This is a genomic window from Leifsonia sp. P73, assembly GCF_051059105.1.
Taxonomy (GTDB): domain Bacteria; phylum Actinomycetota; class Actinomycetes; order Actinomycetales; family Microbacteriaceae; genus Leifsonia.
Map to the genome: position 1 here is coordinate 263659 of NZ_CP194931.1, position 13625 is coordinate 277283.

Below are 13625 nucleotides of genomic sequence, written 5' to 3' on the forward strand. Positions count from 1 at the left end.
ACGACAGCACTTCACGGATGGGCGGGCTTCGGCCCGCCCATCCGTCGTTTCACCGATCTAGAGGAGCACCCATGGCCACGTTCGTGGACCGCGTGACATTGCATCTGCGCGCGGGCAACGGCGGAAACGGGTGCGTCTCGGTCCGCCGCGAGAAGTTCAAGCCGCTCGCCGGCCCCGACGGCGGCAACGGCGGCAACGGCGGCGACATCGTGCTCGTGGCCGACCCGCAGGTCACCACGCTGCTCGGCTACCACCGCGCACCCCACCGCTCCAGCGACAACGGCGGCTTCGGGATGGGCGACCACCGCAGCGGCCACACCGGCGGCGAGCTGGAGCTGCCCGTGCCGGTCGGCACCGTGGTCAAGTCACCCGACGGCGAGGAGCTCGCCGACCTGACCGAGCCCGGCATGCGCTTCGTCGCGGCCGCCGGCGGTCTCGGCGGCCTCGGCAACGCCGCGCTCGCCACCACGAAGCGCAAGGCGCCCGGGTTCGCGCTGCTCGGCACGCCCGGCTGGGAGGGCGACGTCCTCCTGGAGCTGAAGACCGTCGCCGACGTCGCGCTCGTCGGCTACCCGTCCGCGGGCAAGTCGAGCCTGATCGCCGCGCTGTCGGCGGCCAAGCCGAAGATCGCGGACTACCCGTTCACCACGCTGCACCCGAACCTCGGCGTCGTGCAGGCCGGCGACGTGCGCTACACGGTCGCTGACGTCCCCGGCCTCATCGAGGGTGCGAGCGAGGGCCGCGGCCTCGGGCTGGAGTTCCTGCGCCACGTCGAGCGCTGCTCCGCCCTCCTGCACGTGCTCGACTGCGCCACGCTGGAGCCCGGCCGCGACCCGCTGAGCGACCTGGAGGTCATCCTCGGCGAGCTCGCCGCCTATCCGGTTCCCGAGGGTCAGGTGCCGCTGCTGGAGCGCCCGCAGCTCATCGCGCTCAACAAGATCGACGTGCCCGAGGGTCGCGAGCTGGCCGACTTCGTCCGCCCCGACCTGGAGGCCCGCGGCTACCGCGTGTTCGAGATCTCGACGGTCAGCCACGAGGGCCTGCGCGCGCTGTCGTTCGCGCTGGGCGAGCTGGTCGAGGAGGCCCGCGCCGCCGAGGCGGCGGAGGCGGAGATCCGGCCCCGCATCGTCATCCGTCCGAAGGCCGTGGACGACTCCGGCTTCACCGTCAAGGTCGAGGGCGGCTCGGACGGCCCCGTCTACCGCATCCTCGGCGCGAAGCCGGAGCGCTGGGTCGCCCAGACCGACTTCGCCAACGACGAGGCCGTGGGCTACCTGGCCGACCGCCTCGCCAAGCTGGGTGTCGAGGACCGCCTCTTCACCGCGGGCGCCGTCGCCGGCTCCACGGTCGTGATCGGCCGGAACAACGGCGTGGTCTTCGACTGGGAGCCGACGCTGACCTCCACGGCCGAGCTGATCGCCTCGCCGCGCGGCACGGACGCGCGCATCGACGCGAGCGCGCGCCCCACCCGCAACCAGCGCCGCGAGGACTACTTCGACCGGATGGACGGCAAGGCCGAGGCCCGTGCCGAGCTCCTCCGCGAGAAGGAGGCCGGCCTCTGGCAGGACGACGACTACGACGACTACGACGGCCAGGACTCCGGATCCCGGGGTGAGGCGGAAGGCGGGACGACCAGGTAATGACGATCGACCAGCGCGCCCAGGTCCCGACCGCACGACGGATCGTCGTCAAGGTCGGCTCGTCGTCGATCAGCGGCGACAACGCAGGGCAGATCGGCCCGCTGGTCGACGCCCTCGCCGAGGCCCACGGCCGCGGCTCGCAGGTCATCCTGGTGTCCTCCGGAGCGATCGCCACCGGCATCCCGTACCTCTCGCTGGACGGCCGCCCCACCGACCTGGCCACCCAGCAGGCGGCCGCCGCCGTCGGCCAGAACGTGCTGATCTACCGGTACCAGGACAGCCTGGACCGCTACGAGATCGTCGCGGGCCAGGTGCTGCTGACCGCGGGCGACATGGAGAACCCGACCCACCGCAGCAACGCCAAGCGCGCGATGGAGCGGCTCCTCGACCTGCGCATCCTGCCCATCGTCAACGAGAACGACACCGTGGCCACCCACGAGATCCGGTTCGGCGACAACGACCGGCTCGCCGCGCTGGTGGCGCTGCTGGTGGAGGCGGACCTCCTCGTCCTGCTCTCCGACGTGGACGCGCTCTACACCAAGCCTCCGCAGGAGCCCGGCGCGGAGCGCATCGGGCACGTCGGCTGGCAGGACGAGCTCGCGGGCGTCGAGATCGGCTCCACCGGGCTGTCCGGGGTCGGCACCGGGGGAGCGCTGACCAAGGTGTCGGCCGCGCGTCAGGCCGCCGAGCGCGGGACGGCCGTCATCCTCACCGCGACGACCCTCGTGGCCGAGGCGCTGCGCGGCGAGACCGTCGGCACCTGGTTCGCTCCGGCGCCCAGCTCGGACGCCGTGGCGACCCCCGCCCCGGCGCACGACGCCGAGGCCGCTGAGGCCGCCACGGCCTAGACTTGAGCCATGTCCTCGACCGTCGCCGCCCCCACCTCGCTCGCCGATCGCCTGGCTGCGGCCAAGGCCGCGTCGCTGCCGCTGGCGACGGCGACCACCGAGCAGAAGAACGCGGCGCTGCGTGCGATCGCCGAAGGCGTCGTCTCGGCCGAGGAAGGCATCCTCGCCGCCAACGAGCTCGACCTCGCCAACGGGCGTGAGAACGGGCTGTCCGCCGGCCTGCTCGACCGGCTCACTCTGACCCCGGCCCGGCTGCAGAGCCTCGCCGACGCGGTGCTGGAGGTCGTCGGGCTCACCGACCCGGTCGGGCAGGTGGTGCGCGGCAGCGACCTCCCCAACGGCGTGAAGATCGCCCAGACCCGCGTCCCGTTCGGCGTGGTCGGCGCGATCTACGAGGCCCGGCCGAACGTCACCATCGACATCGCGTCGCTCGCGATCAAGAGCGGCAACGCCGTCGTCCTGCGCGGCGGCACCGCGGCCCTCAACACCAATGCCGTGCTCGTGGAGGTCGTCCGCGACGCCCTCCAGAGCGCCGGCCTCCCGGCCGACGCCGCGCAGACCATCGACGAGTTCGGCCGCGACGGCGCCGCCGAGCTGATGCGTGCCCGCGGCCTGGTCGACGTGCTGATCCCGCGGGGGAGCGCCGACCTCATCCAGGCCGTCGTCACGCAGTCCAGCGTCCCCGTGATCGAGACCGGCGCCGGCGTCGTCCACATCGTGCTGGACGAGAGCGCGCGTGAGGACTGGGCGGTGGACATCGTCCGCAACGCCAAGGTCCAGCGTCCCAGCGTGTGCAACGCCGTGGAGACCCTGCTGGTGCACCGGAACGCCGCGGAGCGCCTGCTGCGTCCCGTGCTCGGCGCGCTCGCGGAGGCCGGCGTCACCATCCACGCCGACGAGACCGCGCTGCCGTACGCCCCGGGCGGCGTCCCGGTCACGGACGAGGACTACGCGACGGAGCACATGAGCCTGGACATCTCGGTGCGGGTCGTGGACGACCTCGACGCCGCGATCGCGCACATCCGCCGCTACTCCACCCAGCACACCGAGGCGATCGTCACCAACGACCTCGCCAACGCCGACCGCTTCCTCGCGGAGGTCGACTCGGCGGTCGTCATGGTCAATGCCTCCACCCGGTTCACCGACGGCGGCGAGTTCGGCTTCGGCGCGGAGGTCGGCATCTCCACGCAGAAGCTGCACGCGCGCGGCCCGATGGGGCTGCCGGAGCTGACGAGCACCAAGTGGATCGTGCGCGGGTCCGGCCAGATCCGCGGCTGAACGACCGCTAGACTGAGGAACGGCCTCGCGCCACCGCGCCTTCACCACAGCGCCCGAAAGGAACACCACCGATGTCCCAGTTGACGACCATCATCGCCGCGGCCGCAGCGGAGACCCACGTCGAGCTGCCCATGCCCGCCTGGGCCTACGGCACGATCGCGATCGTCACCTTCCTGTGCCTGCTCGGTGTCATGTTCAGCTTCCGCGACGTGTCCAACCGCCACGCCCACCGCTCTGCGCCCGACGCCGCGTCGCACGCCGCCGCCCCGGGCGCCACCCACCACGGCACCGGTCACCCGACGCAGGGGCACTGAGGCCTCACCGACCCCCACACATGGAGCTGACCGAGAAGAGCCGTCCACGCATCGGCGTGATGGGCGGCACGTTCGATCCGATCCATCACGGCCACCTGGTCGCCGCGAGCGAGGTCGCGCAGTCGTTCGACCTCGACGAGGTGGTCTTCGTGCCCACCGGCCAGCCCTGGCAGAAGGGTGAGGTCACGACCGCCGAGCACCGCTATCTGATGACGGTGATCGCCACGGCCTCGAACCCCCGGTTCACGGTCAGCCGGGTCGACGTCGACCGCGTCGGACCCACCTACACGATCGACACCCTCCGCGATCTGCGCGCGGAGCGACCGGATGCGGAGCTCTTCTTCATCACCGGCGCCGACGCGATCGCGCAGATCCTGAGCTGGCGCGATATCGACGAGCTCTGGAAGCTCGCGCACTTCGTTGCTGTGAGTCGCCCGGGACACGACCTCAATATTTCTGGATTGCCGAAACAGGACGTAAGCTTGTTGGAAGTTCCGGCCCTGGCGATCTCGTCCACCGACTGCCGGAGCCGGGTGAGCAGGGGATTCCCCGTCTGGTACCTCGTCCCCGACGGGGTGGTCCAGTACATCTCCAAACATCACTTGTATCGGAGCGTGGAATGACGTCATGGCCTGAACAGCCAGCGGAAGCGAGCCAGCCGCCGCAGACACGGCGACAGGCCAGAGAGAGCGAGCGTACGGCGGCTCGTCAAGCGGCGCGCCGCGCGGGCACCTCCGAGGCGACCCCGGCAGGGGAGATCCCCGAGACGTCGGCGACGCCCGGCGCCGAGGCCCAGCCCTCCGATGAGGAGCAGGCTCCCGCCATCCCCGCCTCCGCGTTCGCCGAGCCCGGCGTCTCGTCGGGCGGAAGCTTCGACAACCTCCTCTTCAGTGCTCCGCAGCGGACGGCCGCCGACCCCGGCGCCGACGCCTCGTCGTTCGACCTGTTCCGGCAGGCGCCGGACACGTCCAAGCCCGAGCCGGTCACGCAGCCGATGTCCGTGCTGCCGTCGTCCGCCTCCGCTCCGGTCCGCGCGACCTCGCAGCAGATCACCACGGCTCCGTCCACGGCGTCGGACGACGAGTCCGACCCGACCGGCGAGCGCACGCTCACCCGCCGCGAGCTGCGGGCGATGCTGCAGGCGCAGGCGGCGAACCAGGCGAGCCACTCGCCGGCCATCGCCGAGCCGATCATCCCCGTGACCTTCACCGACGAGGCGGCTCCCGTGTCCGCGGCGCCGCAGGCCGACACCGCGGTGACGCCCTCGCCGGCGTCCGTCTTCACCGGCTTCGGGTCGCAGGCCGCCGCCGCTCCCGCGCCGGCCGCTGCCGTGCCCGCAGAGACGGAGGAGGACGTCTCCGCCCAGGAGCGCCGTCCGTTCACTCCGCCGACCGGCCACTGGTCGACGGCGGCCGAGCTGGAGGACGGCTCCGAGCCGATCACCTCCCGCAACGTCGGCCACTCCACGGCGGCCACCACGACCAACGCGCTCATCCTCCCGTCGCTGCCCCAGGCGGACGCGACAGGCCCGCTCACCAGCACGGGCGAGATCCTCGTCACCGGCTCGATCGACCTCCCGCGCACGCTGGGGGCGACCGGCGCCCACGACCGCATCGACTCCTCGGACATCGACCGGCTGCTGGACAGCGAGGAGAACGAGTTCAACACCTCCGAGGTCGCGCCGGTGCGCGCGTCGCGCGCGATCAGCACGCACACGTCGACGCGCGGCGTGATCGCCCCGCCGAAGAAGCGCGGCAACGCCCTCCCCGTCGTGCTCATGGTGACCGCGGGTGTCCTCGCCGTCGGCGTGATCGGCCTGCTGATCGCGGCGTACGTTCTCCACGTCTTCTGATGACCCGCGAACGCCTCTTCTCGACCCGCACTCTCCCTAAGGACTCTCTGTGACCGCATCCCCGCACGCCCGGGACATCCTCCAGCTCGCGGCCGCGGCCGCCGACTCGAAGGGCGGCATCGACCTGGTGGCGCTCGACGTCTCCGGCCCGCTGCCGCTGACGGACGCCTTCCTCCTGGTGTCGGGCTCGGTCGAGCGCAACGTGATCGCGATCGCCTCCGAGGTGGAGGACCGCCTCAATGACGCGGGCGTCCGCACCCTGCGCCGCGAGGGCAAGTCGGAGGGCCGCTGGATCCTCCTCGACTTCGGCGACCTGGTGGTGCACGTCTTCCACGAGGAGGACCGCATGTACTACGCCCTCGAACGTCTGTGGAAGGACTGCCCGGTCCTCCCGCTGGAACTGCCCGTCCACAGCGCGGAGTAGCCTCCCACCCGCACACGCCCGGGCTGCACGACCGATTTACGTTGCGCCGCCCGCGTGTAGTACGCTTGATGAGCTGCCCGGGGGAGCCCGGCCAACGCGAAGAAATTGAATACGGGTCTGTGGCGCAGCTGGTAGCGCACCTGCATGGCATGCAGGGGGTCAGGGGTTCGAGTCCCCTCAGATCCACTTCTGGAAGGTCGTCTTCCGCGTGATCACGCGGAAGACGATTTTTTTCGTTGTCAGGCGTCATTCTCGCGCTGTCAGGCGATCTCTTGGGTGAAGCTCCACCCCGCACTCGCCGACACCCGTAAAGGAACGACCATGACCATCACCGAATCGAGCAGCAGGAAGCGTCGCAGACTGACGCCGCTGGCGCTCATCGCCGGAGCGGTGGGAACCGTGCTGCTCGCGCTCAGCCTCACCGGGACCCTGTCCGGATTCGTGGCGAGCATCACCAACACGACGAACACGGCCGGCACCGGCGCGCTCGTCATGCAGGAGAAGGACTCGACCGGCACCATCATCTGCCTGAGCACGAACGGCGGCTCGGTGTCCACCAACGCCGCGACGTGCTCGACCATCAACAAGTTCGGCGGCAACCTGGCCATGGTGCCGGGCACCGCAGTCTCGACCAACATCACGATCACGAACACCGGCACGGCGCCGGCGAACACGTTCACGCTGACCCCGGGCGCGACGTGCACCCAGTCGGCCAACGGCGCCGCGAACGGCACCGCGACCGACCTCTGCGCGAAGCTGAACGTGGTCATCACCTCCGGGGCGACCACGGTCTATTCCGGGACGGCGGCGGCCCTCGCCGGCCACGCGCCGTTCGCCCTGGCCGCGCCGGTGGCGCCGGGCAGCACGGTGCCGTTCACGTTCGCCGTGACGCTCGCGTCGACGGCGGACAACACCTACCAGGGCCTGCAGGCGTCGCTGCCGCTCACCTGGGCCTTCGCCAGCTGAGTCCCGTTCCCCCTCCCGACCCGAAGGGCCAGGCGGTGCAGCGTGCCACCCCCGTCGCGCTGCACCGCCGCCACCATCATGAACGCACCCACCCGCACCCCTGCGCGCGTCGCCGCGATCATCACTGCCGGCCTGGCCGGCGTCGTGATCGCGATCCTCGCCGCGTTCTGGAGCACGGGGTGGCGCTGGTTCATCGTCGAGTCCCCGTCGATGGGCCGGACCGCCCCCGTCGGCACGCTCGTCGTCACGAGTCCCGTCTCGGTATCCGCCGTCCACGTCGGTGACGTCATCACCTTCCACCCGCCGACCTCCCCGGACGAGACCTACACGCACCGGGTGAGGGAGGTCACCCCGCCGGGACGCTCGTCACCCGCGGCGACATCAACGGTGCCACCGACCCGTGGCAGCTCAGCGGGCATGACCTCGTCGGCAGGGCGGCCGCGATCCTCCCCGGGTGGGGCTGGCTCATCCGCTGCCTGCCGTTCCTCTTCGTCGGCGGCCTGCTCGTGTGGGCGCTCACCGGCTGGTTCGCCACCGCACGATGGCGGGCGCCGCTGCGCGTCATCGGTGCGAGCCTGGTGTTCGCGGTCACAGCCGCGATCGTCCGTCCATTCGTCGGCGTGATGGTCCTCGCCACCCGGTCCACCCACCACGGTGCGAACGCGACCCTCGTGTCCACCGGCCTGCTGCCCATCCACATGCAGGCCATCGGCGGCACCGGAGTCGAGCTGGTCAGCGGGCAGGTCGGGTCCGTCCACGTGCCCCGCCTCGCCGACGACGGCTACTACCACCTCGCCGCGACGCCCACCTTCAGCCTCCTCGGCTGGATCATCGTCGGGATCGTCTGCGCGGCACCGCTCCTCTGGTGCCTGATCGTCGGGCTGCCCGGCGAGAAGGCGACCGCATGACGCTCACCACTCGCATCGTCCGCCGCCTGTCGTTCCGCTGGCCGGTGGTCGTGGGGCTGGCAGCGATCGTCGCGCTCGTCATCACGTTCGGGCTCGTGCCGTCCACGTCGGGCGGCTTCCTCGCGCAGGTGACGAACACCACGAACACCGCCGGCACCGCCGCCTACTTCACCTGCCGCGCGGCGATCAGCGACCCCGCCCTCGGCCCGCTGGTCGCGCTCCCGCTCACCGAAGCGGCAGGGTCCACCACCGCGACCGACATCTCCGGCACCGCGAACACCGGCACGTACCGCGGGCCGATGACCACGACCGGCGCCCTCACCGCGTCGGACGCCTGCCCGCGCGATCCGGGTACGGCCTGGCAGCCTCGCGCGACCGTGAGCTACATCACGACCGCGACGTCGCGCACCGCCCCGACCCAGTACACGCTGGAGGTCTGGTTCAACACGCTGGCGACCGGCGGCAAGCTCATCGGCTGGGGCGACAGCAACACCACCTCCGCGCCGCTGACGACCGACCGGCAGCTGTTCATCAACAGCACGGGGAACCTGGTGTTCGGCGCGCTCGACTCCAGCAGCGTCAAACACACCATCGCGTCCCCGGCGGCGCTCAGCATGAGCACCTGGTACCACGCCGTCGCGACGTTCTCACCGGCGACGGGGATGCGGCTCTACCTCAACGGCATCCTGGTGGCCTCCGACCCGACCGTCACGACCTCCTGGCCGTATTTCGGATACTGGCGGTTCGGCTACGACTCCCTGACCGGCTGGGCGACCCCCACGCCCTCGTCGTTCTTCCACGGGTCGATGCGGTTCGCGGCCGCGTACTCCACGGTGTTCACGCAGGCTCAGGTCACGGCGCACTACAACGCAGGCCGGTGAGGTCGCGGCGGCTCACTCCGCCGCGACCGGCGGCGACCGGCGGGCGCCCTTGTGCCGGGACGCCGGCTTCTCCCGCCGCCCGAACACGATCACCGCGACCAGCGCCGCCACGTACGTCGCCACCGCCGCGATGCCCAGCGGAGTCCGGGCGGCGAGCGCGATCGTGCCGGCCACCGGGATGACGCCGACGAAGCCGCCCACCGATGAGACCACGTACGGCAGCGGGTCCTCTGTCGCGTTGGCGTCGCCCTTCAGGCGCAGCGTGGTCACGCCGCCCTTCGTGGTGGCCTCCTTCACCCGGTGCGTGATGAGGCCCGTGGCGCCGTCCTGCCGCGGGACCGTCACGATGTCGCCCTTCGCGACCTCCGTCGCGGGGACCGTGCGGTAGAAGATCAGCGATCCGACCGGCAGCGTCGGCTCCATCGAGCCGGAGATCACGACGACCGGGCGCAGGCCGAGCACCGCGCAGACGGCGACGGTGACGATCGCGATCACGCCCAGGACGGCCGAGAACGTGAGCAGTGCCGAGCCGAGCCACTGCCACAGCGAACGACGGGGACGATCACGACGTGGACGCGCCATCGAACTCCACCTCCAAAGCGGTCTGACCGAAGTTGTAGGCGACGGTGGCCGGAGAGTCCACGTAGTAGAGGCTGATGGCGAGGTCGTGCCGGCTGCCGGCGTTCCCGGGCGCCCACGTGCTCCCGTCGCTGAGCGCGGGGGCCCCGCGCGACGCGAGCCGGCCGATCACGCCCGACGCGTTCGCGACCGGGACGCCCTGGGTGGGGTCGGTCGCGCTTCCGCCGACGAGGAGCTGGCCGGTCGTGGTGTCCACCACGGTGACGAGCAGGAACCCGGTGATGTTGGGACTGCTGCCCGCCTGGCCGTAGCCGGCCGGGTCCGACGGCTTGACGGCCACCGTCACGGCCGCGGCGAGGTCGGCGCTGTTGTTCGCCACTCCCAGGTTCACCGTGACCGTCCGGCCGGGGACGAAGCTGTCGTCGCCGGCGATCGGCACCGTCACACCCTGACCCGGCTGCGCCTGGGCGACCTGCTCGCCCGGCAGGATGGAGACGATGTCGAACGGCGCCGAGCCGATGCCGTCCGGGCCGACGGTCAGCTGGGCGGAGTCGGTGAACGCGCTCATGGTCTGTCCGGCCGTGACCAGCGCGGCGGTCACGACCAGCGTGCCGGCGGCGACGGTGGCCAGGGCGATCCGTCTCTTCGGTGTCTTCCGGTGCTTCATCACGCCCCCGGCGGAATCATGGTCGTCAGCCCCTGAACGGCGGTCGTCGGCGTGGTGTTCGCCGCCCAGCTGTTGATGATGGACGAGTACGTGTTGTTGTTGCCGCCCGCGGTCCCGCCGCCCCAGTTGACGTAGGAGCCGTCGGCGTTCAGCGCCGTGCCGGAGTAGCCGAAGGCGCCGACCGCGGTGACCGTGCTGCCGAGCGGGAGGAGCTGCGCGGGAGTGACGAGGTTCGTCGTGGAGGGCGTTCCGAGGGTCGGGTCCGGCCCCCGCCCGAACGAGTAGCGGCCGTAGATGTAGACCTGGCCGGACTCGCCGAGCACCTGGACGTAGTCCTGGCTCGGGGCGACCGCTTTGACGGGGTCGTCGTTCGGCAGCGTCAGCGCCAAAGGCTGAGCGCTGACGGCGCCCGAGACGTACGGCCGACCGGTGCCGTAGTTGGTCGCGTCGCCCCACGTCACGAGGTGACCGCCGTCGAAGACGAGCTGGTTGCCGTAGTAGTGGCCGGTGAGGGAGGTGATCGTGCAGGTGTCGGCGGCGGAGCCCATGACGACGCCGACGGTGTCGCACCCGGACTGCGCGAACGCCGACAGGATGGTCGAGCGGAACGGGGCGTTCCGGTTCACGCCCAGGTTGTCTCCCGACGGGTCGGAGGCGAACGACGCGCCCGAGTTCGCCCAGCCCCACCAGAACACCCCTGTGGTCGAGTCGTTGGGGTTGAAGTTGCCGCGGACCGCCCAGCCGTTCCACATCCCGGCGCCGATGCTGTGCACGCCGGACATGATCAGGGACGGCGTCGGCGAGGACGCGGTCGCCGTGCCCTGGCCGGTGATCCCGCGAGCCTGCGGGTATCCCCAGGTGTAGAGATCGCCCGTGCTGGTGAGTGCCATGAAGACGCCGGAGGACGAGCGCAGGTCCACGACCGTGCCGGGGATGGAGACCGGACCGGGCTGCGTGTAGGGGATCGGCGAGCTCGGGCGTCCCATCACATTGTTCGAGTTGCTGCCGCCCCAGGTGTAGACCACGCCGTCGTCGGACAGCGCGGCCAGCCCGGTGTAGTTGATGTCCGTCGGGTAGTAGTCGTCGAGGCTCGTGCCCGCGACCCGCACGATGTAGCGGTGACCCCGGCCGGTGTAGCCGTCGTTCGGGAGGACGACGGGTGTCGGCGGCGCCGTCGAGGGGACGGTCAGCGTCCCGCTGCCGGAGAGGCCGTTGCCGCGGAAGCCCCACACCCAGAGCGTGCCGTCGTTCTGGAGCGCGGTCGCGGTGTTGGCGAGGTACGTGTTGGTCGGGACCATCCGCGTGCTCTGGGTGGTGAGCGGCGACTGGACCGCCGAGGTCTCCGCCTGGGCGGTGTCCCGGTAGGCGGCGGACGTGGACGGCACGACGAGGAGAGCGGCGAACGCCACGGCGAGAAGGCCGACGACGCCGGCGAGGCGAGGGCCAGTGCGTCTCAGCACCGGGCGTCTGCGCGCCGCTCGATCGAGCGTTGGGCGTTTCATACCTGTTCACCGGCCTTTCGACGGCGGAGTCGGAGCAGGACGCCCGCGACGACGAGGGCGAGCGGGACGCCGACGCCGATGACCGTGAGCCCGGTGTCGGCGAGTGGCGGGGTCGGAGTGGCCTCCAGCGAGCTGAGCCGGAGCGTGAACTCCGCGCTCAGCCCCTGGTACTCGTTCCCCGCGGTCGAGGCGAGGACGACGTCGCCAGAGACGGTCTTGACGCCTCCGCCGGCGACCGTTCCGAGGGGAACGCCCTCGCCGGAGAGCAGTCGGCGCAGCGGGGTCTGCGGGATCACGGTGACGCCGTCGACCTGGACGCTGACCTGGAGCGCGTCGTCGATCCGGGAGGCGTCGCCTGCGACGTCCAGCACCGCGAGGGAGACCGCCGACGGAGAGGACTCGGGGTTCTGCACTGTGGCCGACCACTCGCTCCGGTGGCCTGGGGCCGGCATCTGCACGGTCACCGGCTGCGAGGAGGCCGGGACGGCGGCAACGGCCGGCAGGGCGCCGCCCAGGCTGAGCAGCGCAGCGGCGGCGACGATGAGTGCGCGCCTCACGAGGTGCTCCCGTCGAACCGGACGCCGAGTACGAGGGCCCGGTTGAAGACGTAGGGGTTCCCGATCGCGTGCGGCAGGGACACCTGCACCTCGATGGTCTTGGGCACGGACTGGGTCCAGCCGGTGACGACGGGCGGGGACGCGGTGATCGCGGCGGCGGTGGACGCGCTCGCGACGGCCGTCCCATCGACCGAGATCGTGTAGAGAGCGTAGTCGTACGGGTCGGCGCCCGGGCCGGTCCCGCCCGGGTCGCTCGGCCTGCTGCCGGGGTACGCGTTGTAGAGCGTGATGCGGACGGGGCCGGTGGCCGGGGTGGTCGTGACGACCCGCATGTCCACGGTCGCGGCCGAGGCGAGCGTGATGGCGCCGCTTCCCGAGGTGTCGAGCGCGAACGGGGTGGGGTTGCCCTCCTGGACGGCCCCTCCCGGATCGAGGAATGCGATGTTGTAGCCGCCGCCGACGGCGCCGTTCGTGCCGAGCCCCGGCGCCGACTGATCGGTGAACGCGGCGGAGGTCGTGCCGATCGCGGAGGCCCCGAGGACGACGCTGAGGCCCAGGAGCCCGGTCGCGGCCAGCGCACCCCGCCGGGATCGGGTGGCCGTGGAGCGGACCCGCCGCCCGCTCACAGGCTCGCCCCCGTGAACATGAGCTGGATGGGAGTCGTCGTCCCGTTCACCGACGCCGGCGCGTCGGCCGGCAGGGTGACCTCGACGTCCAGCACGCGGTCGGCGCCGGGCGCGGTGGCCCCGGTGAGCGGGATGTCCGCCGCGCCGGTCGCCGGTACTGCGGCCGCGTACACGTGGCCTCCTTCCGAGATGGTGAAGCGCAGTTCGGGGAACAGGGGGTTGGGGGAGGCCGGGTCGACGAGATGGACGCTGATCGCTCCGGCGAGTCGCGGGCTGTTGTTGCGGACCGCCACGCGGGCCTGGACCGAGGAACCGGGTTCGAGCACCGTAGCCGGCAGTGCGACCACGACCGGGTCGGGGCGGCCCTGCTGCCATTCGGCGGCGGTCGGCGCCCAGCCGGGCAGGTCGCTGCCCGCCGTCTGCAGGTCGAAGGTGTTGCCGGTTCCGTCCAGCGCGACGGTGACGTCGGCCCAGTTCACTGTGCTGGCGGCGGTGACGGCGATCGCGGAGGCGACGCAGACTCCCGCCAGCGACAGTGCAGGACGACGCCACCGTCGCGCCGGCGTGGTGGATGAGGGCATCA

General features: G+C 71.6%; 18 protein-coding genes and 1 tRNA gene. 12 read left to right on the forward strand and 7 right to left on the reverse strand.

The window, feature by feature from the left end:
• The first annotated feature begins 71 nt into the window (after positions 1-71).
• The 9 genes from obgE to ACQ86L_RS01405 all read left to right on the forward strand — a co-directional run bounded on the left by obgE (position 72) and on the right by ACQ86L_RS01405 (position 7322).
• Positions 72-1640: a GTPase ObgE gene (gene obgE / locus ACQ86L_RS01365; protein WP_434317364.1), complete on the forward strand. Its 1569-nt coding sequence runs from the start codon at positions 72-74 to the stop codon at positions 1638-1640.
• Positions 1640-2488, forward strand: a complete 849-nt coding sequence (gene proB / locus ACQ86L_RS01370; RefSeq protein ID WP_434317365.1) for a glutamate 5-kinase — start codon at positions 1640-1642, stop codon at positions 2486-2488. The genes obgE and proB overlap by 1 nt, the downstream gene beginning before the upstream one ends.
• A 9-nt stretch (positions 2489-2497) precedes the next feature.
• Positions 2498-3766: a glutamate-5-semialdehyde dehydrogenase gene (locus ACQ86L_RS01375; protein ID WP_434317366.1), complete on the forward strand. Its 1269-nt coding sequence runs from the start codon at positions 2498-2500 to the stop codon at positions 3764-3766.
• Between the two features lie 71 nt (positions 3767-3837).
• Positions 3838-4080, forward strand: coding sequence for a hypothetical protein (locus tag ACQ86L_RS01380; RefSeq protein ID WP_434317367.1), 243 nt, complete (start codon positions 3838-3840; stop codon positions 4078-4080).
• A gap of 20 nt (positions 4081-4100) precedes the next feature.
• The gene (gene nadD / locus ACQ86L_RS01385) at positions 4101-4703 is read left to right on the forward strand and encodes a nicotinate-nucleotide adenylyltransferase (RefSeq protein ID WP_345839200.1); all 603 of its coding nucleotides are present in this window, start codon (positions 4101-4103) and stop codon (positions 4701-4703) included.
• Positions 4700-5932 carry a hypothetical protein gene (locus ACQ86L_RS01390; protein ID WP_434317368.1) on the forward strand — a complete coding sequence of 411 codons (1233 nt, stop codon included), beginning with the start codon at positions 4700-4702 and terminating at the stop codon, positions 5930-5932. The genes nadD and ACQ86L_RS01390 overlap by 4 nt, the downstream gene beginning before the upstream one ends.
• A 49-nt stretch (positions 5933-5981) precedes the next feature.
• The gene (gene rsfS / locus ACQ86L_RS01395) at positions 5982-6356 is read left to right on the forward strand and encodes a ribosome silencing factor (RefSeq protein WP_345839198.1); all 375 of its coding nucleotides are present in this window, start codon (positions 5982-5984) and stop codon (positions 6354-6356) included.
• Positions 6357-6469: 113 nt separating this feature from the next.
• Positions 6470-6542, forward strand: a tRNA-Ala gene (locus ACQ86L_RS01400).
• 135 nt (positions 6543-6677) lie between these two features.
• On the forward strand, positions 6678-7322 hold the full coding sequence (locus ACQ86L_RS01405; RefSeq protein WP_434317369.1) for a hypothetical protein: 645 nt from the start codon (positions 6678-6680) through the stop codon (positions 7320-7322).
• On the opposite strand, the gene ACQ86L_RS01410 is transcribed toward ACQ86L_RS01405, so the two are convergent.
• The gene (locus tag ACQ86L_RS01410) at positions 7271-7570 is read right to left on the reverse strand and encodes a hypothetical protein (RefSeq protein ID WP_434318992.1); all 300 of its coding nucleotides are present in this window, start codon (positions 7568-7570) and stop codon (positions 7271-7273) included. The two genes, ACQ86L_RS01405 and ACQ86L_RS01410, sit on opposite strands and share 52 nt — an antisense overlap.
• On the opposite strand from ACQ86L_RS01410, the gene ACQ86L_RS01415 reads away from it, so the two are divergent.
• From ACQ86L_RS01415 to ACQ86L_RS01425, 3 genes are read left to right on the forward strand one after another with little or no spacing between them, the layout of a single operon-like run.
• Positions 7467-7946, forward strand: coding sequence for a S26 family signal peptidase (locus ACQ86L_RS01415; RefSeq protein WP_434318962.1), 480 nt, complete (start codon positions 7467-7469; stop codon positions 7944-7946). The genes ACQ86L_RS01410 and ACQ86L_RS01415 overlap by 104 nt on opposite strands.
• Positions 7829-8230, forward strand: coding sequence for a hypothetical protein (locus tag ACQ86L_RS01420; protein ID WP_434318993.1), 402 nt, complete (start codon positions 7829-7831; stop codon positions 8228-8230). The genes ACQ86L_RS01415 and ACQ86L_RS01420 overlap by 118 nt, the downstream gene beginning before the upstream one ends.
• Positions 8227-9111, forward strand: coding sequence for a LamG domain-containing protein (locus ACQ86L_RS01425; RefSeq protein WP_434317370.1), 885 nt, complete (start codon positions 8227-8229; stop codon positions 9109-9111). The genes ACQ86L_RS01420 and ACQ86L_RS01425 overlap by 4 nt, the downstream gene beginning before the upstream one ends.
• 12 nt (positions 9112-9123) lie before the next feature.
• Here the strand turns inward: ACQ86L_RS01425 and ACQ86L_RS01430 are convergent, their stop codons facing one another.
• From ACQ86L_RS01430 to ACQ86L_RS01455, 6 genes are read right to left on the reverse strand one after another with little or no spacing between them, the layout of a single operon-like run.
• Positions 9124-9693 (reverse strand): signal peptidase I, encoded by a 570-nt coding sequence (locus ACQ86L_RS01430; RefSeq protein ID WP_434317371.1) that lies wholly within the window; start codon positions 9691-9693, stop codon positions 9124-9126.
• Complete coding sequence (locus ACQ86L_RS01435) at positions 9674-10357, reverse strand: hypothetical protein (RefSeq protein WP_434317372.1); 684 nt, start codon at positions 10355-10357, stop codon at positions 9674-9676. Before ACQ86L_RS01435 ends, ACQ86L_RS01430 begins: the two co-directional genes overlap by 20 nt.
• Positions 10357-11817 carry a hypothetical protein gene (locus ACQ86L_RS01440; protein WP_434317373.1) on the reverse strand — a complete coding sequence of 487 codons (1461 nt, stop codon included), beginning with the start codon at positions 11815-11817 and terminating at the stop codon, positions 10357-10359. The genes ACQ86L_RS01435 and ACQ86L_RS01440 overlap by 1 nt, the downstream gene beginning before the upstream one ends.
• Positions 11818-11855: 38 nt before the next feature.
• A complete protein-coding gene (locus tag ACQ86L_RS01445) occupies positions 11856-12416 on the reverse strand; it encodes a hypothetical protein (protein ID WP_434317374.1) in 561 nt (186 codons plus the stop codon).
• Positions 12413-13042 (reverse strand): hypothetical protein, encoded by a 630-nt coding sequence (locus tag ACQ86L_RS01450; RefSeq protein ID WP_434317375.1) that lies wholly within the window; start codon positions 13040-13042, stop codon positions 12413-12415. Before ACQ86L_RS01450 ends, ACQ86L_RS01445 begins: the two co-directional genes overlap by 4 nt.
• Complete coding sequence (locus ACQ86L_RS01455; RefSeq protein WP_434317376.1) at positions 13039-13623, reverse strand: hypothetical protein; 585 nt, start codon at positions 13621-13623, stop codon at positions 13039-13041. Before ACQ86L_RS01455 ends, ACQ86L_RS01450 begins: the two co-directional genes overlap by 4 nt.
• Positions 13624-13625 lie beyond the last annotated feature (2 nt).